Genomic DNA, 22,059 nt, shown 5'->3' on the forward strand with positions numbered 1-22,059 from the left:
CGAGTGCGTTAGCATCCGTCCCCGAATTGGTGCGCCTGGACAACTTTCTGTTCGTATCTGCCGGTTTCCTGAAGGAAATCCGCCGTTTGCGCGCCTCACACCGCAATGGTTTTGGGGACTTGATGATGAAGAAGTATCTGTCGATGCTGCTGGTCGGCGTCACGGCACTGGTTGCAGTCAGCGCGGCGCAGGCCGGTGCCATCGATGAGGCGGTCAAGCGTGGCACGCTGAAAGTCGGCATGGATCCGACTTACATGCCGTTCGAAATGACCAACAAACGCGGCGAAATCATCGGCTTTGAAGTCGACATTCTCAAAGCCATGACCAAGGCCATGGGCGTCAAGCTGGAACTGGTGTCCACCGGTTACGACGGCATCATCCCGGCCCTGCTCACCGACAAGTTCGACATGATCGGCAGCGGCATGACCCTGACCCAGGAACGCAACCTGCGCCTGAACTTCAGCGAACCGTTCATCGTGGTCGGCCAGACCCTGCTGATCCGCAAGGAGCTGGAAGGCAGCATCAAGTCCTACAAAGACCTGAACACCGCCGACTACCGCATCACTTCCAAGCTGGGCACCACTGGCGAGATGGTCGCCAAAAAACTGATCTCCAAAGCCAAGTACCACGGCTACGACAACGAGCAGGAAGCCGTGCTCGACGTGGTCAACGGCAAGGCAGATGCCTTCATCTACGACGCGCCGTACAACGTCGTGGCCGTGAACAAGGTCGGCGCCGGCAAGCTGGTGTTCCTCGACAAGCCGTTCACCTACGAGCCGCTGGCCTTCGGCCTGAAGAAGGGTGATTACGACAGCCTCAACTTCATCAACAACTTCCTGCACCAGATCCACGAAGACGGCACCTACGATCGCATCCATGACAAGTGGTTCAAGGACACCGCCTGGCTCAAGGATATGGAGTAACTCGGTCAGATAAACCGAGTCGCTCCATTCGCGGGCAAGCCTCGCTCCTACAGGTTTTGTGTCGTTCCCACGTTTGGATGGCAAATGTGAGTGCTGTAGGAGCGAGGCCTGCCCGCGAAGACGGCATCCCTGTCGGCACAATATTCGGAACTTTCAGAGCAAATGAAACAGAAAAAAGCCCAATGGCCCTGGCACGTGCTAACCGTGCTGCTGCTGATCGGCCTGGCCGGCGCGTTGTATTACGCCACCTCGCTGATGTCCTACGAATGGCGCTGGAACCGCGTGCCGCAATACTTCGCCTACCACGCCGAAGAGTCCCAGCGCGCCGTCGACATCTCCACCGTCAGCGAACTGGTGCGCAAGGGCGACAAGGCCGAAGTCACCCTGCGTAATGACGCGGGTGACGAGCAGCGCGTGACCGTCGACGACAACAGCCTGCAAGTCGCCCAAGGCGATGACGTTGCTGAAGGCGACGTGATCGGTGTCACCCGGCATTGGGCCGCCGGACCGCTGATGTGGGGTCTTTGGACCACCTTGTGGTTGTCCGTGGTGTCTGGCGTGCTCGGGCTGCTGATCGGCCTCGCCACCGGCCTGTGCCGTCTATCGAGCAACCCGACGCTGCGCGATCTCTCGACGATCTACGTCGAACTGGTGCGCGGCACGCCGCTGCTGGTGCAGATTTTCATTTTCTACTTCTTCATTGGCACCGTAATGAACCTGTCCCGGGAGTTCGCCGGGATCGCCGCGCTGTCGCTGTTCACCGGTGCCTACGTGGCCGAGATTATTCGCTCAGGCGTGCAGTCGATCGCCCGTGGCCAGAACGAAGCCGCGCGTTCCCTGGGCTTGAGCGCTGGCCAGTCGATGCGCCACGTGGTGCTGCCGCAAGCCTTGAAGCGGGTGCTGCCGCCGCTGGCCGGGCAGTTCATCAGTCTGGTCAAGGACACCTCGCTGGTGTCGGTGATCGCGATTACCGAGCTGCTGAAAAGCGGCCGTGAAGTCATCACCACCTCGTTTTCGCCGTTCGAAATATTGTTCTGCGTGGCCGGGTTGTACCTGTTGATCAACCTGCCGCTGTCGAAAATCGCCAGTCGGCTTGAGCGGAGGCTCGCGCAAAGTGATTGAAGTCCGCGATCTGGTAAAAGTCTTCGACACCCGTGGCCAGGTGGTGCGCGCGGTGGATAGCGTCTCCACGCAGGTGGCGAAAGGCGAAGTATTGGTGGTGATCGGCCCGTCCGGTTCCGGCAAGTCGACCTTCCTGCGCTGCCTCAACGGTCTGGAAGAATTCGATTCGGGTTCGGTGAGCATCGACGGCCTGCAACTGGCCGACCCGAAAACCGACGTGAACGCCTACCGCCGAGAAGTCGGCATGGTGTTCCAGCATTTCAACCTGTTCCCGCACATGACCGTGCTGGAAAACCTCTGCCTGGCCCAGAAAGTCGTGCGCAAGCGCGGCAAGAAGGAGCGCGAGGCCAAGGCCTTGGCATTGCTGGAGAAGGTCGGTATTGCGCAGAAGGCCAACGAGTTTCCGTCACGCCTGTCCGGGGGGCAGCAACAGCGTGTGGCGATTGCCCGGGCATTGGCCATGGAACCCAAGGTCATGCTGTTCGATGAGCCGACTTCGGCGCTTGATCCGGAAATGGTCGGCGAAGTGCTGGACGTGATGAAAACCCTGGCCGTGGAAGGCATGACTATGGTCTGCGTCACCCACGAAATGGGCTTTGCGCGGGAAGTAGCGGATCGGGTGCTGTTTTTCGATCACGGCAAACTGCTGGAAGATGCATCGCCGGCCGAGTTCTTCGATGCACCGAAGGATCCGCGGGCGCAGGCCTTCTTGCGCCAGGTTTTGTAGCTTTAGCGCCTGTCCTGACGCCTTCGCGGGCAAGCCTCGCTCCTACAGTATTGTGTCGTGGCTCAATCGAGCGATACACAAAGCCCTGTAGGCGCGAGGCTTGCCCGCGAAGGCATCACCTCGGTTTCAAACCTTGAACCGCCCCACCAACATCTGCAGATGCGTCCCCAACCGCGCCAGCTCAACGCTGGAGGCCGCGGTCTCTTCACTGGCTGCCGAGGTCTGCTCGGACACATCGCGCACGTTCAGCACGCTCCGGTTGATCTCCTCGGCCACCGCGGTTTGCTGCTCGGCAGCGGCGGCAATCTGCTGGTTCATCGACTGAATCGCCGACACGGTGCGGGTGATGCTCTCCAGCGAGCTACCGGCGCGGCGGGTCAGTTCGACGCTGCTGTCGGTCAGGGTGCGGCTGTTGTCCATGATGGTGGCCACTTGCTGGGTGCCGGCTTGCAGGCCGACGATCAGTTCTTCGATTTCCTCGGTGGACTTCTGGGTGCGCTGGGCCAAGCTACGGACTTCATCGGCGACCACCGCGAAACCGCGTCCGGCCTCACCGGCACGGGCGGCTTCAATCGCAGCGTTGAGTGCCAACAGGTTGGTTTGTTGGGCCACGGATTTGATCACGTCCAGCACGCTGCCGATCTTGTCGCTCTCGCGTTTCAGATCGCCCATGGCCGCCGTGGAATTGCCAACTTCGAGGGCCAGGCGCTCGATCTGAGCGATGGCTTCGCCAACCACTTTGTCACCTTCGCGGGCCTGCTGATCGGCGGCGACGGCGGCTTCGGAGGCTTCTTCGGCGTTGCGCGCGACTTCCTGCACGGTGGCCGTCATCTCGTTCATTGCCGTGGCCACCTGGTCGGTCTCGATCTTCTGGCTGTTGACCCCGGCACTGGTCTGCTCGGTGACCGCGGACAGTTCTTCGGCGGCGCTGGCGATTTGTGTAACGCCATCGCTGATCCCGCCGATCAGTTCGCGCAGGCCCAGGGTCATGCTCTGCATGGCGCGCTGGAGCTGGCCCAATTCGTCGCGACGCTCGGAAACAAGGTTTTGCGTCAGGTCGCCCGCCGCCACGCGCTCGGCCACTTTGAGGGTCTGATTCAGCGGGATCACGATCTGGCGAGTGATCGCCCATGCCGCCAGCAAGCCAAACGCCAGGGCCAGAACAGTCGCCATCAGCAGCAGGTTCTTGGCGTGTGCGGCGTCGGTGTCGCGGACGATGGTTTGTGACACGGTGAGTTTTTTGCTCACGTCGAGCAAGGTATCGCCTTGCTCGGCCATGCGCTTGAGGGCGGCGGCGCTAGCCACTTGCGAGTCGCGGAACTGGCTGACGGCGGCGCGGTAGGCTTTGAGCGAATCGGTGGCCTGTTGCAGGTTGGCGATGTGCTGTTCCGGCAGTTTGGATGGCAGGCTTTCGAGGTTCTTCAGGGCGTTGTCGATGGCGTCCAGAGCAGGTTGCTCGGCCTCGGTCTTGCCGCTGTAGGTGTAGCCGCGCACTTGGAAGCGTGCCTGCTGAATCAGTTTGCTCAGGTCGATCACGCTGTTGAAGTCGGCGACGCTGTCGCCTTGCAGCATGGATTTTTCGACTTCGGCGACGCGGGCCACGGCGTTGTCGGCGGTCGCGCCCAGTTTGCTGCGGGCGTCTTCGCGGTTGGCGCCGGCCTGGGTCATCGCGATGAAGGCTTGTTTGTACTGGCTGACGGCGGCCAATTGCTGGTCGATCATCGCCACGTCAGACGGCTGTTCGATCAACTTGCGCGCGGTTTGCAGGCCCGCGTCGAGTTGGCTCAACAGATCGTTGACGGCGCCCGGGCCTTGTTCGCCTCGGCGCATTTCGTAGTCCCGACGGGCCAGGCGCAGGTCTTTGGTCAGGTCGTTGAGGCTGGCAATGAACCCCAGCTTGTCGCCACGGCTCATCACGCCCGTCAGGCCGGTCCAGCCAGTGAAGGTGATCAGCAGCGTTAGCAGCAGCACCAGACCGAAACCGATCCCCAGTTTGCGATTGACGCTTACATTTCCCAGACTCTCGGCTAGCCAACGGTACATGCTGCTACTCCCTCGGACCACTCATTGGTTTTATGGGGGCTATATCGGCAGGTGCCCGGGAATCTGTAGGCGCAACGCGGTATTCGGGTCGAGTAAATCCCTGTGGCGAGGGAGCTTGCTCCCGTTCGGCTGCGAAGCAGTCGCAAATCAGGCTGATACGGTTTTGCAGGAAAAAAGCGGTGGCCGCTGCGCGCCCAAGCGGGAGCAAGCTCCCTCGCCACAGTGACCGTGTTTGATCTTAAAAGAGCCGGGCGAGCAGCGCGGTGACGGCGGTTTCGACGCGCAAGATGCGCTCGCCGAGTTGTACCGGTTGCAGGCCGGACTTGGCCAGCAGGTCGATTTCGTAAGGGATCCAGCCGCCTTCGGGGCCGATGGCCAAGGTCACCGGTTCATTCAGGCCGCGAGGGCAGGGCGGGTAATTGCCCGGGTGACCCACCAGACCGAGCGTACCTTCGGAAATGGCCGGCAGCCGATCTTCGACGAACGGCTTGAAGCGTTTTTCGATGACTATTTCCGGTAGCACGCTGTCCCGAGCCTGTTCCAGGCCGAGGATCAATTGCTCGCGAATCGCCTCTGGCTCCAGAAACGGCGTTTGCCAGAAGCTCTTCTCGACGCGATAGCTGTTCACCAGAATGATTCGTGGCACACCCATGGCTGCCACGGTCTGAAACACCCTGCGCAGCATTTTCGGCCGTGGCAGGGCCAATATCAGTGTCAGTGGCAGCTTGGTCGGTGGCGGCTGGTCAAGGGTGACGCGCAGTTCGGCTTCATCAGCGTCCAGGCGCAGCACTTCGGCCGAGCCCATTAGCCCGCCGATACGCCCGACGCGCATGCTGTCCCCCACTTCACAACGGTGGACTTCCTGCATGTGCGTCAACCGGCGATCACGCAGGATCACCCGGTCCGCCGCAATGAAATCGGCCTCCTCGAGGAGCAGCAGGTTCACGGCTGGGTCGCTGGCGGCTGGTCGTTGTGATCGTCGACCGGCTGATCGTCAGGATGGTCGCCACGCTTGCTGATAAGGCCGCCGAACAGGATGCCGATTTCGAACAGCAGCCACATCGGTACGGCCAACAGCGTCTGCGAAAAGATGTCCGGTGGTGTCAGGATCATGCCGACCACGAAGCAGCCGATGATCACGTAGGGGCGGATTTTCCTCAGGTATTGGACGTCGACCACGCCGATCCACACCAGCAGCACCACGGCCACCGGGATCTCGAACGCCACGCCGAAGGCAAAGAACAGCGTCATGACGAAGTCGAGGTAGCTGCTGATGTCGGTCATCATTTCCACGCCGGCCGGGGTGGCGGCGGCGAAGAATTTGAAGATCAGCGGGAACACCAGGTAATAGGCGAACGCCATGCCGGCGTAGAACAGCATGATGCTGGACACCAGCAGCGGCACGGCGATGCGCTTCTCATGTTTGTAGAGGCCCGGCGCGATGAAGCCCCAGATCTGATGCAGGATCACCGGGATCGCCAGGAACAGCGAGACCATCATGGTCAGCTTCAGCGGCGTCAGGAACGGCGACGAAACATCGGTGGCGATCATCGTCGCGCCCACGGGCAGGTATTGACGTAGCGGCGTGGAGACGAAGGTGTAGATCTGCTGGGTGAAGGCAAACAACCCGGCGAAGATGATGAAGATCGCCGCTACGCAACGCAGCAGGCGGGTACGCAACTCGGTGAGGTGCGAAACCAGCGGCATGTGCTGGTCGTTTTCAGGAAGATCGCTCATGGGGCTCGCGGCGGCAGTGTTGGGTCATGAGGGGCCGGCGCAACTGGCACAGCCGCAGGCGTGGCAGGTTCAACCGGTGGCGTTGCAACAACGGGCGCAGGTTCTACAGCCGCGACAACAGGTGCTGGCTTGGCGGCGGGAGCATGAATCGTCTGCTCCGCCACCGGTTCAACCGGCTGAACCGGTGTGGCTTCCTGTTGGGTCGGCGTGAAGATCTTCCGCGCCTCCTGTTCCAGCGACAGGATGTGCTCGTTGTGCAGTTGCCGACGAATCTCGTCGGCACCGATTTCACGTTCAACTTCCTGTTTGATCGCGTTGAAGCTGCGCTTCAGACGGCCGACCCACAGGCCGGCGGTGCGCGCAGCGCCCGGCAGACGCTCGGGACCCAGCACCAGCAGGGCCACAAGGCCGACGAGCAGCAGTTCAGAGAAGCTGATACCAAACATTAGTCAGTGCTCACACGTCTTTGCGGATCGGCTCTTCGACTTTTTGCGCCTGCACGTCGATGGTGTGCGGCTGGTTCACGGACTGTGTGGTCTGTGGCTGAGCAGGTGGAACCGGTTGGGCCGGGGTCACCGTTGGGTCAACCGGCTTGTCATCATCGTTCATGGCTTTCTTGAAGCCCTTGATCGATTCGCCGACGTCGGTGCCGAGGTTTTTCAGTTTCTTGGTGCCAAACACCAGCACGACAACAACCAGGATGACGATCCAGTGTTTCCAGTCAAAAATGCCCATGTTGCTGCTCCTCTCTAATAGTTATTCAGGCGGACGGGCGCGAGGCTTTCTCGGCGTGTCCGGACAGACCGAAACGACGGTCCAGTTCATCGAGTACAGCCTGTGGATGCTGCCCCAGTTGGGCGAGCATGACCATGCTGTGGAACCACAGATCGGCGGTCTCGTAGATCACATCGCTGCAGTCACCGCTGATGGCGGCATCCTTGGCGGCAATGATGGTTTCGACCGACTCTTCGCCGACTTTTTCCAGAATCTTGTTCAGGCCCTTGTGGTACAGGCTGGCGACATACGAGCTGTCGGCGGCGGCGCCTTTGCGCTCCTCTAGCACCTCGGCCAGTCGGGTCAATGTGTCACTCATGGCTGTGTCCTGCGGAATAGATGGCGTGCGGGTCTTTCAGAACCGGGTCGACGGTTTTCCAGTCGCCGTTCTCGAAGACACGGTAGAAGCAACTCTGGCGGCCGGTATGGCAGGCGATGTCGCCGATCTGCTCGACCATCAGAATGATCACGTCGGCGTCACAGTCCAGGCGCATTTCATGCAGCGTTTGCACGTGGCCGGACTCCTCGCCCTTGCGCCATAGCTTGCCACGGGAACGTGACCAGTAAATGGCGCGGTTCTCGGCAGCGCTCAGTTCCAGTGATTCGCGGTTCATCCAGGCCATCATCAGGACGCGCCCGGTCTTGTGATCCTGGGCAATCGCCGGCACCAGGCCGTCTGCGTCCCACTTGATCTCGTCCAGCCAGTTTTTCATCTTCGACTCCGACAGCGGGTTCCACACTTCATGAGCAGAACCCAAGCGTTCAAACAGTGTGCCAGCGTGCGAAGGCGCTGGCTATCGGCGAACGACCAGATACAAACCGACCGCCATCATGATTCCGGCCGGCCAGTGACCCAGTTCGTTCAACGGCCCACCCGCCGCGAGTACGGCACCGCCAGCCAGGTGCGCAGTGCCGAGCAGTCGCAGGAACCAGTCATCCCTGCGCTTGTGCCACGGTGGCGGTGGGTCGTTGGCATGGGGCTGGGACATGCGTTCGAGCAGGTCACGGGCCATGTTGGCCAGGTGCGGAATCTGTTCGAACTGGCTCTGTACGTTGCCGAGCAAGGTTTTGGGGCTGACGCGCTCGCGCATCCAGCGTTCGAGGAAGGGTTGGGCGGTGTTCCACAGGTCCAGGTCCGGGTACAGCTGACGGCCCAGGCCTTCGATATTCAGCAGGGTTTTTTGCAGCAACACGAGCTGTGGCTGTACTTCCATGTTGAAGCGTCGTGCGGTCTGGAACAGGCGCATCAGCACCTGACCGAACGAAATATCCTTTAACGGTTTTTCGAAGATGGGCTCGCACACGGTGCGGATCGCTGCTTCGAATTCGTTGAGTTTGGTTTCCGCCGGTACCCAGCCCGAATCGATGTGCAGTTGGGCGACGCGCCGGTAATCGCGTTTGAAGAACGCGAACAGGTTGCGCGCCAGATAATCCTGGTCTTCCGGGGTCAGGCTGCCGACGATGCCGCAGTCAATCGCGATGTATTGCGGGCTCCATGGGTTCACGGTGCTGACGAAGATGTTGCCGGGGTGCATGTCGGCGTGGAAAAAACTGTCGCGGAACACTTGGGTGAAGAAGATTTCCACACCGCGTTCGGCGAGCATTTTCATGTCGGTGCGCTGGTCGGCCAGGGTCGCAAGGTCGGTGACCTGAATGCCGTAGATGCGCTCCATCACCAGCACTTTCGGCCGGCACCAGTCCCAGTAGACCTGCGGCACGTACAGCAGCGGCGAGCCTTCGAAGTTGCGCTTCAACTGGCTGGCATTGGCCGCTTCGCGCAGCAGGTCGAGTTCGTCGTAGATGGTTTTTTCGTAGTCCAGAACCACATCCACCGGGTGCAGCAGGCGTGCATCGGCCGAGAGCTTTTCGGCGGCGCGGGCGAGGATGAACAGCCATGCCAGGTCCTGTTTGATGATCGGTTTCAGGCCCGGGCGGATCACCTTCACCACCACTTCTTCGCCGGTCTTCAGTTGCGCGGCATGCACCTGCGCCACCGAGGCCGAGGCCAGCGGTTCAACGTCGAAACGGCTGAACACTTCACTGATCTTTTTGCCGAGCTGCTCTTCGATCAGGTTGACCGACACCTGCGAGTCGAACGGCGGCACGCGGTCCTGCAGCTTCATCAGCTCATCGGCGATGTCTCCTGGCAGCAGGTCGCGGCGTGTTGAAAGGATCTGCCCGAACTTGATGAAAATCGGCCCAAGATCCTGCAACGCCAGGCGCAAGCGTGCACCACGGCTCAGGTCCAGCGTCTTGCGCGGGAACCAGCGCCACGGCAACGCATAGCGCAGCGCGAGGAGGAACCAGGGCAATGGCAGGGCGAACAACAGGTCATCGAGGCGGTAGCGAATCACAACGCGCTGGATGCGCAACAAACGGCGGACGGCAAGCAGCTTCATGCGTTATCGCTTGGGTCGAGGGATCGGGAAAGGCGCTCGAAACGCGCCTCGAGACGTTCCAGATCGAGTTTGATCTGGTCCAGTTCACTGAAACGGGCTTCGGCTTCGCGCTGACCGACGAGGGTGCGCGATTCTTCGGCCAGGTATTCGCCCATGTTCTGGTTCAGGCTGGCGAACCCTTGCTGATACCAGCGTGCGCGACTGCGCACGTGGCCACTGACCAGTTGCGTGGCGACCGGGCCGAGCCAGCGCGAGAGTTCGTACTCCCAGTCCAGCTCAAGGTCCTGAAGGATCGCCGCCAGTTCCAGCAGCACACCGCTGTCACCGTCGAGCTCGACTTCAGGGCCATGCAGGACCGAGGTCTTGTCCTTGCTCATCGCCAGTTTCAACAGGCTTGAAGCCGGTGCGCGTAACGTACAGTCAGCGCCGGTTTCCCAGTGGGAGGCGAGCATCAAGCCTTCGTCGCTGGGCAGGATGAACACCTGCAACGCCGGGCTGCGGCAGTCGACCGCAATCACCCTGCCGCTCAAATGCGCCAGCCGCGGCAGCGCCGTGCTGTCGAGACGCAGCACCCGGTTCAGACCGAGTTCAACGCTGGCGAGCAGGCCGGCCAGCAACATCAGGGTTTGATGCCGCGGTGCAGGGCGACGATGCCTGCGGTCATGTTGTGGTAGGTCACGCGGTCGAAACCGGCCTCGACCATCATCGATTTCAGGGTTTCCTGATTCGGGTGCATGCGGATCGATTCGGCCAGGTAACGATAGCTTTCCGAGTCGTTGGTGATCAGCTTGCCCATCAGCGGCATGAAGGCGAACGAGTAGGCATCGTAGGCTTTGGACATCAGCGCGTTGGTTGGCTTGGAGAATTCCAGCACCAGCAAACGGCCGCCCGGCTTGAGTACGCGCAGCATCGAACGCAGGGCGTCTTCTTTATGCGTGACGTTGCGCAGGCCGAAGGCGATGGTCACGCAGTCGAAATGGTTGTCCGGGAATGGCAGTTTTTCCGCATCGGCCTGGACGAATTCGACGTTGCCGGCCACACCCAGATCCAGCAGGCGGTCGCGACCGACCTTGAGCATGGATTCGTTGATGTCGGCCAACACCACCTGGCCGGTCGGGCCAACGAGGTGCGAGAACTTCTTGGTCAGATCGCCCGTGCCGCCGGCGATGTCCAGCACGCGGTTACCGGTGCGAACACCCGACAGCTCGATCGCAAAACGCTTCCACAGACGGTGCATGCCGCCCGACAGGAGGTCGTTCATCAAGTCGTACTTGGCGGCTACCGAGTGAAAAACCTCAGCGACTTTTTCCGCTTTCTGGCTTTCCGGAACGTTTTTGAAGCCGAAGTGAGTGGTGGGTTCGGCATCGCTGCCTTTGCGCTGATCAGTCATATCGCTGTCACCAAAAGAGAATGCGGGACATTCTAATCCCGGTGGCCTGCTTTGTCTTGGCAAGGCTGAAGGTAAGATAGGCAACCGCCGGGACGTTTTGCCGCAGCAGCGGTCAAGATGCTTCAGGAAAGCATTCATAAAGCAGGAGTCATTCGATGGCCCGTATTAGTGTTGAACGTGCCCACGGCCTGGGCAAGGAAGCGGCCCGCGAGAAGGCCGACCAGTTGGCGCAGAAACTGTCCGATCAATATGGCCTGGAGCCGCAGTGGTCCGGTGACACGCTGAACCTCAGACGCTCCGGCGTTAAAGGCGCGGTGCATGTCAGCGAAGACTCGATCCGCGTCGATGTCGAGTTGGGCCTGATGATGTCGGCCATGAGCGGCATGATCAAATCGGAAATCGAAAAGGCCCTCGATAAAGCGTTGGTCTGACTAATACCTGTAGGAGCGAAGCTTGCTCGCGAAGAGGCCGGTACATTCGCTCCTTCTTCTATGGCAGGAACTACGCCTTCGCGGGCAAGCCTCGCTCCTATAGGTTTCACGGCACGCAAATGTTGCGGTTGTTAGGGTGCCGTTTCTAATTTTTCTCCCTACTTTGTGCATGAGCCCGACACTTTCGCGGGCAGTTCCTCAAACCTTCTGCGCGTGAGGTGCACCATGGCCAAAGTTATTTTGAAGAAAAAAATCGACGCATCGACCACTGCTCTGGGCGATGTCAAAACCTATGCCCGCAAGATCTGGCTGGCAGGCCTGGGGGCCTACACCAAGGTCGGCCAAGAGGGCAGCGAGTACTTTCAAGAGTTGATCAAGGCTGGTCAAACTGTTGAAACCAAAGGCAAAAAAGTAGTGGCCGAGAAACTTGAAGCCGCTAACTCAGAGATCGATGAAGCAAAGAGTGAAGTGAGCACTTTCAAAGCCAAGGTCGAAGTTCAACTCGACAAGGTCGAGAAGGCTTTTGACTCGCGTGTCGCAAGTGCCTTGAATCGTATCGGCATTCCGTCTAAACATGACGTTGAGACACTCTCTGCTAAGCTCGATGAGCTGACGGCATTGCTCGAACGCGTCGCGCGTAAATCTTAAGGAGAACGGGATGGCTGGTAAAAAGAACACCGAAAAAGAAGGCAGCTCGTGGATCGGGAAAGTCGAAGACTACTCCCGCAAAATCTGGCTGGCTGGTTTAGGCGTGTACTCGAAGATCGACACTGACGGCAGCAAGCTCTTCGATACATTGGTTAAAGATGGCGAGAAAGCCGAGAAGCTCACCAAGAGTGCTGTCGGCAAGAAAGTTGATGCTGCCAAGGACTCCGCTTCGTCGGCCAAGTCGCGCATCAGCGGCGTGAAAGATCGTGCGCTGGGCAAGTGGGATGAGCTGGAAGGGGCTTTCGACAAGCGCCTGAACAGCGCCATTTCGCGCCTGGGTGTACCGAGCCGCAATGAAGTGAAAGCGCTGCACAGCAAGGTCGATACCCTGACCAAGCAGATCGAGCGCCTGACCGGTGCCAAGGTCGCGCCTGTTGCGGCGAAAACCGCAGCGGCCAAACCTGCGGCAGCTAAACCAGCAACCAAAAGCGCAGCCAAGCCACTGGCCAAAGCTGCTGCTAAACCGGTCGCCAAAGCCGCGTCGAAAGTCGCGTCCGCCGCCAAGTCTGTTGCTAAAACTGCCGCCGCCAAACCTGCAGCAGCCAAGACAGCGGTCAAATCGGTCGCTGCCAAAGCCGCTGCCAAACCAGCTGCCGCTAAACCGGCAGCCAAGCCAGCGGCAAAACCTGCCGCAGCGAAGAAGCCAGCAGTGAAAAAACCGGCCGCGCCTAAAGCTGCCGCGCCAAAACCAGCAGTGGCTGCCGCCAAACCGGCAACCCCGATCAGCACGTCGAACTCCGCCGCTGCACCGACCCCTGCTGCAACCCCGACTGTCGCGCCAGCTCCATCGACGCCAACCAGTCAGTCCTGATTTTCAGGGCTCAAGAAAACGCCCGGCCTGCAAAGGTCGGGCGTTTTTGTTTGTGCACGATCTTGAAAACACCGCTGCCCCTGTGGGAGCTAGCCTGCTAGCGATAGCGATTTATCCGTCGACATTGTTGTTGACTGATGAACCGCTATCGCTAGCAGGCTAGCTCCCACAGGGGCAGCGGTGTTCAGGGGTTAGTCGTGTTCTTCGAGGTATTGCAGCGCCAGGTGCTCGGTCGCCACTTTGATCGGCGGCAGCAAATGCGGCGCCACCAGCATCATGATCTGATACACCACCAACCTGACTTCACCCTCGCGATCCAGAATCCGCTGATAGTCCAGCGAGAACAGCAGCGTCATGGTGATCTGTTCCACCAACTGCCCGAGCGCCTGCGTATCGCTGACCAACTGCCCCTGAGCCTTCAATCGCGCCAGCAATGAAGCCAGCGTGCGCTTCAGCGCATTGAGCAGATTGCGGATGCCCTTGGCCAGTTTCGGCAAGCGCCCGGCCAGGTTCGACAGGTCCTGGAACAGGAACCGATAGTGCGCCAGGCGCTCGACGATCAGGTGCAGGAACAACCAGTAATCTTCCGGTGCCAATTCCACATCGGCCGGCGGATCAAGCAGTGGCGCAAGCTCTGCCTGGAAGCGCTCGAACAATCCGAGAATCAACGGTTCCTTGCCGTGGAAGTGGTAGTAGAGGTTGCCCGGGCTGATGCCCATTTCGTTGGCAACTTCCATGGTGGAGACGTTCGGTTCGCCCTTCTGATTGAACAACTGCAGGGCACATTCGAGGATCCGGTCGCGGGTTTTCATCCAGTCTTCTTAATGGTCGAGTCATGCCACGGCAGGCGTGTGCCGTGGTTCGTTGTCAGTCAGCGCACACGCACGTAAGTACCGGGTGCCGCCTCCATCGGTGGATAGTTCTGGTTGCCGAGGGCCATGTGGGTTTCTTTTTGCGTCCCTGAGCGTTCCTGAATCCAGCTCAGCCATTGGGTCCACCAACTGCCGTCGACTTGCTTGGCGTCGTAATACCACGCCCGAGGGTCGCTGCTCAGTTTCGCGCTCTCGACGAAGTTGGCTTTCGGGTTGCTCGGCGGGTTGAGGATGCTCTGCACATGACCGCTGTTGGACAGCACGAAGCGTCGCTCGCCCCCCAGCAGCAGTGTCGAGCGATAGACCGCGTCCCACGGCGTGATGTGGTCGTTGATGCCGGCCACGCTGAAGCTGTCGACGGTGACTTTCTGCAAGTCGATCGGCGTGCCGCACACTTCAAGGCCACCCGGATGGCTCAGTGGGTTGTGTTTGAAAAAGTCCAGCAGGTCACCATGGAGGGCTGCCGGCAACCGGGTGTTGTCGTTGTTCCAGTAGAGGATGTCGAACGCTGGAGGCTCCTTGCCCAACAGGTAGTTATTGACGAAGTAACTCCAGATCAAATCGTTGGGACGCATCCAGGCAAAGACCTTGGCCATGTCGCGCCCGTCCAGCACACCTTTCTGATAGGAGTGACGCTTGGCCGCTTCCAGGGTCTGCTCGTCGGCGAACAAGGTGGCGGGGCTGTCCATCTGACTGTCGAGCAGGCTCACCAAGTAAGTCGCGCTGGACACCCGCCGCAGTTGTCGCTTGGCCTGCAAGTGGCCTTGCAACGCGGCGATGGTCAGCCCGCCAGCGCAAGCGCCCATCAAGTTCACTTCGCGAGCGCCCGTGATCGCACGGCAGACATTCATCGCTTCTTCCACGGCTTCAACATACGTCGATAGCCCCCATTCGCGATGACGCACATCCGGATTGCGCCAGCTGATCATGAAGGTCTGCAGGCCGTTTTTCAGGGCGAACTGGACGAAGCTGTTATGCGGGCTCAGGTCGAAAATGTAGTACTTGTTGATCTGCGGCGGCACCACCAGCAGCGGCTTGGAATACTGCTTTTCGCTCATCGGCTTGTACTGGATCAGTTCCAGCAGTTCGTTGCGAAACACCACGGAGCCCGTGGTGGTGGCGACTGTTTTACCGACCTCGAACGCTTGCTTGGTGACTTGTCTGGGCAGGCCGTCGTTGTGCAGGAAATCGTCGACCAGATGGCTGATGCCACGCACCAGGCTGTTGCCGCCGGAATTGAAGATTTCCTTGATCGCCAGCGGATTGAGCAGGGTGTTGGACGGCGCCACGGCGTCGTTGAGCAAGGCAAAGGCGAAGTGGGCGCGAGCGCGATCGTCCGGTGTCATGTTGCTTTCGTCGATCCAGCTTTTGACCTGTTTCTGCCAGCTCAGGTAGGCCTGCAAGCTGCGGCGATAAAACGGGTTGAGGCTCCACGCCGGGTCGGAAAAGCGACTGTCCTGCGGATTGGTCGGATGCAGCGTTTCACCCAGCAGTACCCGGCCCAGCTGACCGCCCAATTTCAAGGCGTGGCGGGCACTGTGCACCGGGTTGCGCAAGCCATGGGCGGCAACGCTGCGCAGGGTCGAAAAAAGGTCGCGGCCGCGCAGGCCGGTAATCGCACTCTGTGCGTTGATGAACGCGGCGGGAGTGGGTAAAAAGTCCCTCGCTGGTTTTTCGCGCATGAATCAACACTCCTTCGTCTTCAGGCCAAATACATATACACCGAACCAGAACACCATAGACGCTGTTACGGGTTGTTGCGCGGCGCGGCGTCCTGCCGACCCCTTTTCGTTAACAAAAGCCGGGGACGGTTAACCGCCCAATGGCGCCGGATGCGGATGCATCACTGCGCGCTGACGTTCTTCCTCGAGAAATTTCATGATGATCGGTGCCACCGCTTCGGCCCGGGTAATCAAAAACAAATGCCCGTCATCGATGATGTGCAACTGGGCATTGGGGATCCGCCAGGCAAGCACGCGCATGTTGATCAGCGGGATCAGTGGATCGTCGTCCCCGGCCAGTACCAGGGTCGGCTGATTGATCTTGTGCAGCCAGTGAATGCTGGTCCAGCCGAGCCCGGCGAACAGCTGCCAGTAGTAACCGAGCTTGCCCGCCGAGCGGACCTTCGCCGCATGGCTGGCCGCCAGGGTCGGGTCGCGACGGAACGAACCGCCATAGATCATCGGCGCAATGCGAATCACGTGGGACGGCTGGATGTAGCGCCGTGGGCTGGCCATCATCCACAGCACTTTCGGCTTGCCCGGTACCATCACCGCGCCGGCCGCCGTGGCCGCCAGCACGAGTTTCTTGCAGCGCTCGGGATAGTCGTATGCGAACTGCTGGGCGAGGGCACCCCCCCAGGAAACGCCGATGACGTTCACTTGTCCGTAGTCGAGATAGTCGAGCATCCGCGCCGTGAGTTTCGCCAGGCCCGGAAAGCGATACGGCCGATTCGGCGTCGACGAACCGCCGACACCGGGGACGTCGAAGGCGATGACTTCCAGGTCCGGGTCCAGTGCTGCGACGAACGGAAACACCAGCTCCAGGTTGGCGCCGATGCCGTTGAAAATCAGCAAGGGCGTCAAGTGAGGCTTGCCGGGGCGTACCGCCGTGCGGAGGGTCTGGCCATCCAGGTCGACGGTACGGAATATGAACGGTTGCGGCATGCTTCAGGCCCTGTGGGTGAATTATCCCGGTCCCCTGTAGGAGCGAAGCTTGCTCGCGAAGGCGTCAAGTCAGTCGACATCCATGTTGAATGAAAGACCGCTTTCGCGAGCAAGCTTCGCTCCTACAGAGGGCGCGAGGTGTGTCGGTTACCGCTCGTGTACGTAAGTGCCCGGCGCTGCTTCGCCGGCTGTATAGGTTTTGTTGCCCAGACTGGTCGGAGACTTCTTCAGCTTGCCCGAACGTTCGGCCTGCCAGGCCTGCCAGTACAGCCACCAGGAGTCAGTGTGCTTGGTGGAATTTTCTTGCCAGTCTTCGGCTTTGACCGGCATCTCCGTGCTGGTCATGTAGCGCGATTTCGGGTTGCCCGGCGGGTTCAGAATGCTCTGGATATGCCCGCTGCTGGACAGCACGAACTCAACCTTGCCGCCAAACAACTGCGCCGACTTGTAGCAGGACTTCCACGGGGTAATGTGGTCGTTGGTGCCGGCCAGGGAAAAGATGTCGGCCGTGACCTGCTTCAGGTCGATCGGCGTGCCGCACACTTCCAGTGCATCGGCGCGGATCAGTGGGTTACTTTTGAACATCTCGATCAGGTCGCCGTGGAACGCAGCGGGCAACCGGGTGGTGTCGTTGTTCCAGAACAGGATGTCGAACACCGGCGGCTCGTTGCCGAGCAGGTAGTTGTTGACCCAGTAGTTCCAGATCAAATCATTGGGGCGCATCCAGGCGAAGACTTTCGCCATGTCGCGGCCTTCCAGCACACCGGCCTGATAGGAATGGCGCTTGGCGGCTTCAAGGGTCTGCTCGTCGACGAATAGCGCGACGTCGCTGTCCAGGGTGGTGTCCAGCACGCTGACCAAAAGCGTCAGGGCGTTGACCTTCTTCTCGCCGATCGCGGCGTAGTGGCCCAGCAGCGCAGTGCAGGTGATGCCGCCGGAGCAGGCGCCGAGCATGTTGATGTCTTTGCTGCCGGTGATCGCGGTGACTACGTCGACCGCTTCCTTGAGCGCCTCGATGTAGGTCGACAGACCCCACTCGCGTTGCTCCTTGGTCGGGTTGCGCCAGCTGACGATGAAGGTTTGAACGTGATTGCGCAGGCAGAACCGCGCCAGACTCTTGTCCGGGCTCAGGTCAAATACATAGAACTTGTTGATCTGCGGCGGCACCACCAGCAGTGGGCGCTCGTGCACCTGCTCGGTGGTCGGGCGGTACTGGATCAGCTCCAGCACGTCGTTGCGGAACACCACCGCGCCTTCGGTCACGCCCAGGCTTTTGCCGACTTCGAACGCGCCCATGTTGACCTGGCTCGGCATGCCGCCGTTGTGTACCAGATCCTTGGCCAGGTGCGAGAGGCCGTCGAGCAGGCTTTTGCCGCCGGTTTCGAAGAAGCGTTTGACCGCTGCGGGATTGGCCGCACTGTTGGTCGGCGCCATGGCTTCGGTCATGAGGTTGATCACGAAATGCCCGCGGCTGACGTCTTTGGGCGGCAGATTGCTGTCGTCGATCCAGTCGTGGAGTTCCTTGCGCCACGCCAGGTAAGTTTGCAAATAACGTTTGTAGAGCGGGTTCTGGCTCCAGGCAGGATCGTGGAAGCGACGGTCATCGCTCGTCGGTTGAAGCTCGGATTTGCCGAACAGCACGTTCTTCAGTTCCAGGCCGAAATGGGCAACATGCTTGGCACTGTGAATGGGTTGTTTGATGGCCTGCCTGAGCACCATTCGAGCAGACGCCAGTAGATCCTTTCCACGCAGCCCAACGACAGGATTCAGCCCCAAGGTGTTTTCCGAGGCTTGATACTTCAAGTCATCGTTATTCTTGTTACTCATCTACGACGCTCCATTGTCCTGAGACGAGTACCAGGGTCCAGCCGTGTCATCACACAGCCAATGCCAGGTACTTCTGCTCGGGTGACCGTTAATTCTGCATCGCTGCTTTTTACGGCAGAGAGCACGGCAGGGAACTTGCCAGCTCCATTGGTTACCCGAGTTTAATTTTTTTCGCAAGCGGGCCAATCATTGACCCAGGAGCGGAGCATTCAAACAGATGGAATTAGAAAATGCCCTCTAAAGAGCAAGAGGGCTGACCTAGAGCATCAGCTTGACGATGGATTCGTTGGGATCGCGGGTTTTTCCGGCGGCTTTGAGCTCGGCAAGATAATCGTTCCAGAGATCCTCTTGGCGCACTCCCAACTGGTACAGATATTCCCAAGTGAACAGGCCGCTGTCGTGGCCGTCGTCGAAGGTCAATTTCAGTGCGTACTGACCGGCCGGTTCTACTTTGGTCAGGCCTACGCCGATCTTGCCAAATTGCAGGATAGGTTTGCCGTGGCCCTGGACCTCGGCGGAAGGAGAGTGCACGCGCAAGAACTCGGCGGGCAGGTGATGTTCCTCACCGGACGCGTATTTCAGCGACAGGGTTTTCGAGGCTTTGTGCAGTTTGATGTCGGTGGGGAGTTGGGTCATGACCTGAGTTCCGTTATGGATGGAACCCTGTAGGAGCGAAGCTTGCTCGCGAAAGCGTCAGGTCAGTCGACATGTCTGTTGAATGAATGACCGATTTCGCGAGCAAGCTTCGCTCCTACAAGTTTGGCTTACAGGATATAACGGGACAGGTCTTCGTTCTGCGCCAATTCGCCGAGGTGGCTGTTGACGTAATCGGCGTCGATCAGGATTACCTTGTCGTCGTGGGCGCTGGCCAGGTCGCCGGCGCTGAACGACACTTCTTCGAGCAGACGCTCAAGCAAGGTGTGCAGGCGACGGGCACCGATGTTCTCGGTCTTCTCGTTGACCTGCCAGGCAATCTCGGCGATGCGTTTGATACCGTCGGGCTGGAACTCGATGACCAGGCCTTCGGTTTTCAGCAAAGCGCAATACTGCTCGGTGAGCGAGGCGTGCGGCTCGCTGAGGATGCGTTCGAAATCTTCAGGCGTCAGCGCCTTCAGCTCGACACGAATCGGCAGGCGACCTTGCAGCTCAGGCACCAGGTCGCTTGGCTTGCTTAGGTGGAACGCACCGGAAGCGATGAACAGGATGTGGTCGGTCTTGACCATGCCCAGTTTGGTGTTGACGGTGCAGCCTTCGATCAGTGGCAGCAAGTCACGCTGCACGCCTTCGCGGGATACGTCGACGCCACCGGAATTCCCGCGCTTGGCAACCTTGTCGATTTCGTCGATGAACACGATGCCGTGCTGCTCGACCGCTTCCAGTGCCTTGGCCTTCAACTCTTCATCGTTGACCAGACGGCCGGCTTCTTCGTCACGCACCAGTTTCAGTGCTTCCTTGACCTTGAGCTTGCGGTTTTTCTTTTTGCCCTTGCCCATGTTGGCGAACAGGCTCTGCAACTGGTTGGTCATCTCTTCCATGCCCGGTGGCGCGGAGATATCGACGCCCGCCACTTCGGCGACTTCGATTTCGATCTCCTTGTCATCCAGCTGACCTTCGCGCAGACGCTTGCGGAACAGCTGGCGGGTGTTGGAGTCGGCCGACGGGGCGTCGTCATTGTTGAAGCCCATGCGTGCCGGTGGCAGCAGGGCATCGAGGATGCGCTCTTCGGCGGCGTCTTCGGCGCGGTGGCGAACCTTGGTCATTTCCTGTTCGCGCAGCAGCTTGATCGCCGCGTCGGCCAAGTCACGAATGATCGATTCGACGTCGCGACCGACGTAGCCGACTTCGGTGAACTTGGTGGCTTCGACCTTGATGAACGGCGCGTTGGCGAGTTTGGCCAGGCGACGGGCGATCTCGGTTTTACCGACACCGGTCGGGCCGATCATCAGGATGTTTTTCGGGGTGACTTCAACGCGCAGCTCTTCGGGCAGCTGCATCCGGCGCCAGCGGTTCCGCAGCGCGATGGCGACGGCGCGCTTGGCATCGTCCTGGCCGATGATGTGGCGATTGAGTTCGTGGACGATTTCACGGGGAGTCATGGACATAGTAATTGGCGGTCCTCAGGTCAAAGTGAGCCGTGGCGTGGTGGCCAAAACAGGCTTACTCGGCGAGGTCCTGCTCCTCAATGGTGAAGGTGTGGTTGGTGAATACGCAGATGTCGCCGGCGATGCCGAGGGCGGTTTCGACGATTTCCCGGGCCGACAGATCGGTTTTCTTCAACAGCGCGCTGGCGGCGGCCTGGGCGTAACCGCCACCGGAACCCATGGCGATCAGGCCTTCTTCGGGTTCGACCACGTCGCCGTTGCCGGTGATGATCAAGGAAGCGTCTTTGTTGGCGACCGCGAGCATGGCTTCGAGGCGGCTGAGGGAGCGGTCAGTGCGCCATTCTTTGGCGAGTTCGACAGCGGCGCGAACCAGGTGGCCCTGATGTTTCTCAAGCTGGCCTTCGAAACGCTCGAAGAGGGTGAAGGCGTCAGCGGTGGCCCCGGCAAAACCGGCAATTACTTGACCGTGGTACAGGCGGCGAACTTTCTTCGCGTTGCCTTTCATCACGGTATTGCCGAGAGAAACCTGGCCGTCGCCGCCCATGACGACTTTGCCGTGGCGGCGAACTGAAACGATGGTGGTCAAGGGAGAGTCTCCACGCAGCGGGGCGAAAATGCCTTATGCCAACTCATATGGGGGTGGTGATGCGTTTTTCAACTGCGGGGCGGGAGAGGGGACGAGCGGTGTATAGCAGGGGAGGGATGTGTTGTTCGGTATGACGCCTTCGCGGGCAAGCCTCGCTCCTACAGGTTCTGCGTGATCCCTGTAGGAGCGAGGCTTGCCCGCGAAGAACGATGACGCGGTGTCCCTGACGGGATTAGCGGTTCTGGCGTTGTTGTAACAACAGGTTGCTGAAGCCAGCGCCGGACAGTTGTTTCTGCGCCGTGGTCAGCTGCTCGCGATTGCTGAAAGGCCCGACCAGCACCCGATACCAGGTTTCGTCTTTGACCGTGCCGGATTCAACCGCCACCGCCTGACCCAACAGGATGATCTGCGCCCGAACCTTGTCCGCGTCAGCCTCCTTGCGAAACGAACCGGCCTGCAGGAAGAACTTGGTCACCGGGGCCGCTTTGGACACTGGTGGCGCTGGCGGCGGCGTGATCCCGGCCAGTGCGGCCTGAGCCCGCGCGGTGTCGATTTTTGCCGCTTGCTCTGGCGTGACCGGCGTCGTCGGAATGGCCGGCACTTGCGGCGTCGGCAGGGTTTTCTCCGGCACGGCATCCGGCGGCACGATGACTTCCGATTCCGGCAGCAAGGTGTAGAAGTCGTACTTCGGCTTCACCGGTTGCGTCGGGCTCGGCGGGGTCTTGTTGGCCTCGGCTATCTTGGTGGCTTTCTGCTGTTCGATCTTCTCGCGCTTGACGCTATCACTGCCCTTGCCCGGTTCCAGTTTCATCAGGAACACAATGAACGCGCCGACCGTCAGGCCGATGGCCATCCACAGCCACCCCGGGATCGGTTGCTTTGCAGGAGCTTGATAACGGCTGGCGCCACGCTTGGGTGCAGGTTTTTTCTTGGCAGCCAAC

Annotated in this window: 24 protein-coding genes; 6 read left to right on the plus strand and 18 right to left on the minus strand. The window is 60.0% G+C overall.

Going from position 1 to position 22,059, the window contains the following annotated elements:
* The first annotated feature begins 125 nt into the window (after positions 1-125).
* The 3 genes from ACA051_RS01860 to ACA051_RS01870 all read left to right on the plus strand — a co-directional run bounded on the left by ACA051_RS01860 (position 126) and on the right by ACA051_RS01870 (position 2,772).
* Positions 126-923 (plus strand): transporter substrate-binding domain-containing protein, encoded by a 798-nt coding sequence (locus tag ACA051_RS01860; protein ID WP_497307201.1) that lies wholly within the window; start codon positions 126-128, stop codon positions 921-923.
* A gap of 162 nt (positions 924-1,085) precedes the next feature.
* Positions 1,086-2,045 carry an amino acid ABC transporter permease gene (locus tag ACA051_RS01865; protein WP_497307203.1) on the plus strand — a complete coding sequence of 320 codons (960 nt, stop codon included), beginning with the start codon at positions 1,086-1,088 and terminating at the stop codon, positions 2,043-2,045.
* Positions 2,038-2,772, plus strand: coding sequence for an amino acid ABC transporter ATP-binding protein (locus ACA051_RS01870; protein ID WP_497307205.1), 735 nt, complete (start codon positions 2,038-2,040; stop codon positions 2,770-2,772). The genes ACA051_RS01865 and ACA051_RS01870 overlap by 8 nt, the downstream gene beginning before the upstream one ends.
* Positions 2,773-2,898: 126 nt before the next feature.
* Here ACA051_RS01870 and ACA051_RS01875 read toward each other — a convergent pair whose 3' ends face one another.
* The 10 genes from ACA051_RS01875 to ubiE all read right to left on the minus strand — a co-directional run bounded on the left by ACA051_RS01875 (position 2,899) and on the right by ubiE (position 11,115).
* Positions 2,899-4,815 carry a methyl-accepting chemotaxis protein gene (locus ACA051_RS01875; RefSeq protein WP_497307207.1) on the minus strand — a complete coding sequence of 639 codons (1,917 nt, stop codon included), beginning with the start codon at positions 4,813-4,815 and terminating at the stop codon, positions 2,899-2,901.
* 238 nt (positions 4,816-5,053) lie between these two features.
* Positions 5,054-5,761: a 16S rRNA (uracil(1498)-N(3))-methyltransferase gene (locus ACA051_RS01880; RefSeq protein WP_497307209.1), complete on the minus strand. Its 708-nt coding sequence runs from the start codon at positions 5,759-5,761 to the stop codon at positions 5,054-5,056.
* Complete coding sequence (gene tatC / locus ACA051_RS01885; protein ID WP_497373294.1) at positions 5,758-6,552, minus strand: twin-arginine translocase subunit TatC; 795 nt, start codon at positions 6,550-6,552, stop codon at positions 5,758-5,760. The genes ACA051_RS01880 and tatC overlap by 4 nt, the downstream gene beginning before the upstream one ends.
* Positions 6,549-6,998: a Sec-independent protein translocase protein TatB gene (gene tatB, locus ACA051_RS01890; RefSeq protein ID WP_497307212.1), complete on the minus strand. Its 450-nt coding sequence runs from the start codon at positions 6,996-6,998 to the stop codon at positions 6,549-6,551. Before tatB ends, tatC begins: the two co-directional genes overlap by 4 nt.
* 10 nt (positions 6,999-7,008) lie before the next feature.
* Positions 7,009-7,287: a twin-arginine translocase TatA/TatE family subunit gene (locus ACA051_RS01895; protein ID WP_497307213.1), complete on the minus strand. Its 279-nt coding sequence runs from the start codon at positions 7,285-7,287 to the stop codon at positions 7,009-7,011.
* Positions 7,288-7,312: 25 nt separating this feature from the next.
* Positions 7,313-7,645 carry a phosphoribosyl-ATP diphosphatase gene (locus ACA051_RS01900; protein ID WP_008047820.1) on the minus strand — a complete coding sequence of 111 codons (333 nt, stop codon included), beginning with the start codon at positions 7,643-7,645 and terminating at the stop codon, positions 7,313-7,315.
* The gene (gene hisI, locus ACA051_RS01905) at positions 7,638-8,039 is read right to left on the minus strand and encodes a phosphoribosyl-AMP cyclohydrolase (protein WP_010464478.1); all 402 of its coding nucleotides are present in this window, start codon (positions 8,037-8,039) and stop codon (positions 7,638-7,640) included. Before hisI ends, ACA051_RS01900 begins: the two co-directional genes overlap by 8 nt.
* A gap of 81 nt (positions 8,040-8,120) precedes the next feature.
* A complete protein-coding gene (gene ubiB / locus ACA051_RS01910; RefSeq protein ID WP_497307216.1) occupies positions 8,121-9,725 on the minus strand; it encodes a ubiquinone biosynthesis regulatory protein kinase UbiB in 1,605 nt (534 codons plus the stop codon).
* The gene (locus ACA051_RS01915; RefSeq protein ID WP_497307218.1) at positions 9,722-10,345 is read right to left on the minus strand and encodes a ubiquinone biosynthesis accessory factor UbiJ; all 624 of its coding nucleotides are present in this window, start codon (positions 10,343-10,345) and stop codon (positions 9,722-9,724) included. Before ACA051_RS01915 ends, ubiB begins: the two co-directional genes overlap by 4 nt.
* On the minus strand, positions 10,345-11,115 hold the full coding sequence (gene ubiE / locus ACA051_RS01920; protein WP_007948968.1) for a bifunctional demethylmenaquinone methyltransferase/2-methoxy-6-polyprenyl-1,4-benzoquinol methylase UbiE: 771 nt from the start codon (positions 11,113-11,115) through the stop codon (positions 10,345-10,347). The genes ACA051_RS01915 and ubiE overlap by 1 nt, the downstream gene beginning before the upstream one ends.
* Before the next feature lie 155 nt (positions 11,116-11,270).
* Between ubiE and ACA051_RS01925 the strand changes: the two genes are divergently transcribed.
* From ACA051_RS01925 to ACA051_RS01935, 3 genes are all read left to right on the plus strand, one after another.
* Positions 11,271-11,546, plus strand: a complete 276-nt coding sequence (locus ACA051_RS01925) for a polyhydroxyalkanoic acid system family protein (protein ID WP_497307220.1) — start codon at positions 11,271-11,273, stop codon at positions 11,544-11,546.
* Positions 11,547-11,771: 225 nt separating this feature from the next.
* Positions 11,772-12,194: a phasin family protein gene (locus ACA051_RS01930; protein ID WP_497307222.1), complete on the plus strand. Its 423-nt coding sequence runs from the start codon at positions 11,772-11,774 to the stop codon at positions 12,192-12,194.
* 10 nt (positions 12,195-12,204) lie between these two features.
* Positions 12,205-13,065 (plus strand): phasin family protein, encoded by an 861-nt coding sequence (locus tag ACA051_RS01935; protein ID WP_497307224.1) that lies wholly within the window; start codon positions 12,205-12,207, stop codon positions 13,063-13,065.
* Between the two features lie 191 nt (positions 13,066-13,256).
* On the opposite strand, the gene ACA051_RS01940 is transcribed toward ACA051_RS01935, so the two are convergent.
* The 8 genes from ACA051_RS01940 to ACA051_RS01975 all read right to left on the minus strand — a co-directional run bounded on the left by ACA051_RS01940 (position 13,257) and on the right by ACA051_RS01975 (position 22,058).
* Positions 13,257-13,877: a TetR/AcrR family transcriptional regulator gene (locus tag ACA051_RS01940; protein ID WP_219093389.1), complete on the minus strand. Its 621-nt coding sequence runs from the start codon at positions 13,875-13,877 to the stop codon at positions 13,257-13,259.
* Between the two features lie 59 nt (positions 13,878-13,936).
* The gene (gene phaC, locus ACA051_RS01945; protein ID WP_497307228.1) at positions 13,937-15,619 is read right to left on the minus strand and encodes a class II poly(R)-hydroxyalkanoic acid synthase; all 1,683 of its coding nucleotides are present in this window, start codon (positions 15,617-15,619) and stop codon (positions 13,937-13,939) included.
* 129 nt (positions 15,620-15,748) lie between these two features.
* Positions 15,749-16,603, minus strand: coding sequence for a poly(3-hydroxyalkanoate) depolymerase (gene phaZ / locus ACA051_RS01950; RefSeq protein WP_219093393.1), 855 nt, complete (start codon positions 16,601-16,603; stop codon positions 15,749-15,751).
* A 147-nt stretch (positions 16,604-16,750) separates the two neighbouring features.
* Positions 16,751-18,430 carry a class II poly(R)-hydroxyalkanoic acid synthase gene (gene phaC, locus ACA051_RS01955; protein ID WP_497307230.1) on the minus strand — a complete coding sequence of 560 codons (1,680 nt, stop codon included), beginning with the start codon at positions 18,428-18,430 and terminating at the stop codon, positions 16,751-16,753.
* A gap of 258 nt (positions 18,431-18,688) precedes the next feature.
* Positions 18,689-19,066 carry a gamma-butyrobetaine hydroxylase family protein gene (locus ACA051_RS01960; RefSeq protein ID WP_008149540.1) on the minus strand — a complete coding sequence of 126 codons (378 nt, stop codon included), beginning with the start codon at positions 19,064-19,066 and terminating at the stop codon, positions 18,689-18,691.
* A gap of 128 nt (positions 19,067-19,194) precedes the next feature.
* A complete protein-coding gene (gene hslU / locus ACA051_RS01965) occupies positions 19,195-20,532 on the minus strand; it encodes an ATP-dependent protease ATPase subunit HslU (protein ID WP_497307233.1) in 1,338 nt (445 codons plus the stop codon).
* A 55-nt stretch (positions 20,533-20,587) separates the two neighbouring features.
* On the minus strand, positions 20,588-21,118 hold the full coding sequence (gene hslV / locus ACA051_RS01970) for an ATP-dependent protease subunit HslV (protein ID WP_007899242.1): 531 nt from the start codon (positions 21,116-21,118) through the stop codon (positions 20,588-20,590).
* Between the two features lie 232 nt (positions 21,119-21,350).
* Positions 21,351-22,058: an SPOR domain-containing protein gene (locus tag ACA051_RS01975; RefSeq protein WP_497373297.1), complete on the minus strand. Its 708-nt coding sequence runs from the start codon at positions 22,056-22,058 to the stop codon at positions 21,351-21,353.
* Position 22,059: the final 1 nt, after the last annotated feature.

Source organism: Pseudomonas sp. LBUM1669, from assembly GCF_059695705.1.

Excerpts from the sequence above, each read along its gene's own strand:
- ACA051_RS01960 (WP_008149540.1), bottom strand. The coding sequence starts at position 19,066 with ATGACCCAACTCCCCACCGACATCAAACTGCACAAAGCCTCGAAAACC.
- ACA051_RS01860 (WP_497307201.1), top strand. The coding sequence starts at position 126 with ATGAAGAAGTATCTGTCGATGCTGCTGGTCGGCGTCACGGCACTGGTT.
- ACA051_RS01935 (WP_497307224.1), top strand. The coding sequence starts at position 12,205 with ATGGCTGGTAAAAAGAACACCGAAAAAGAAGGCAGCTCGTGGATCGGG.
- tatB (WP_497307212.1), bottom strand. The coding sequence starts at position 6,998 with ATGTTTGGTATCAGCTTCTCTGAACTGCTGCTCGTCGGCCTTGTGGCC.
- hisI (WP_010464478.1), bottom strand. The coding sequence starts at position 8,039 with ATGAAAAACTGGCTGGACGAGATCAAGTGGGACGCAGACGGCCTGGTG.
- ubiB (WP_497307216.1), bottom strand. The coding sequence starts at position 9,725 with ATGAAGCTGCTTGCCGTCCGCCGTTTGTTGCGCATCCAGCGCGTTGTG.
- ACA051_RS01895 (WP_497307213.1), bottom strand. The coding sequence starts at position 7,287 with ATGGGCATTTTTGACTGGAAACACTGGATCGTCATCCTGGTTGTTGTC.
- phaC (WP_497307228.1), bottom strand. The coding sequence starts at position 15,619 with ATGCGCGAAAAACCAGCGAGGGACTTTTTACCCACTCCCGCCGCGTTC.
- ACA051_RS01915 (WP_497307218.1), bottom strand. The coding sequence starts at position 10,345 with ATGTTGCTGGCCGGCCTGCTCGCCAGCGTTGAACTCGGTCTGAACCGG.
- ACA051_RS01940 (WP_219093389.1), bottom strand. The coding sequence starts at position 13,877 with ATGAAAACCCGCGACCGGATCCTCGAATGTGCCCTGCAGTTGTTCAAT.
- ACA051_RS01925 (WP_497307220.1), top strand. The coding sequence starts at position 11,271 with ATGGCCCGTATTAGTGTTGAACGTGCCCACGGCCTGGGCAAGGAAGCG.
- ACA051_RS01900 (WP_008047820.1), bottom strand. The coding sequence starts at position 7,645 with ATGAGTGACACATTGACCCGACTGGCCGAGGTGCTAGAGGAGCGCAAA.
- phaZ (WP_219093393.1), bottom strand. The coding sequence starts at position 16,603 with ATGCCGCAACCGTTCATATTCCGTACCGTCGACCTGGATGGCCAGACC.
- hslU (WP_497307233.1), bottom strand. The coding sequence starts at position 20,532 with ATGTCCATGACTCCCCGTGAAATCGTCCACGAACTCAATCGCCACATC.
- ACA051_RS01875 (WP_497307207.1), bottom strand. The coding sequence starts at position 4,815 with ATGTACCGTTGGCTAGCCGAGAGTCTGGGAAATGTAAGCGTCAATCGC.
- phaC (WP_497307230.1), bottom strand. The coding sequence starts at position 18,430 with ATGAGTAACAAGAATAACGATGACTTGAAGTATCAAGCCTCGGAAAAC.
- ACA051_RS01865 (WP_497307203.1), top strand. The coding sequence starts at position 1,086 with ATGAAACAGAAAAAAGCCCAATGGCCCTGGCACGTGCTAACCGTGCTG.
- tatC (WP_497373294.1), bottom strand. The coding sequence starts at position 6,552 with ATGAGCGATCTTCCTGAAAACGACCAGCACATGCCGCTGGTTTCGCAC.
- ACA051_RS01930 (WP_497307222.1), top strand. The coding sequence starts at position 11,772 with ATGGCCAAAGTTATTTTGAAGAAAAAAATCGACGCATCGACCACTGCT.
- ubiE (WP_007948968.1), bottom strand. The coding sequence starts at position 11,115 with ATGACTGATCAGCGCAAAGGCAGCGATGCCGAACCCACCACTCACTTC.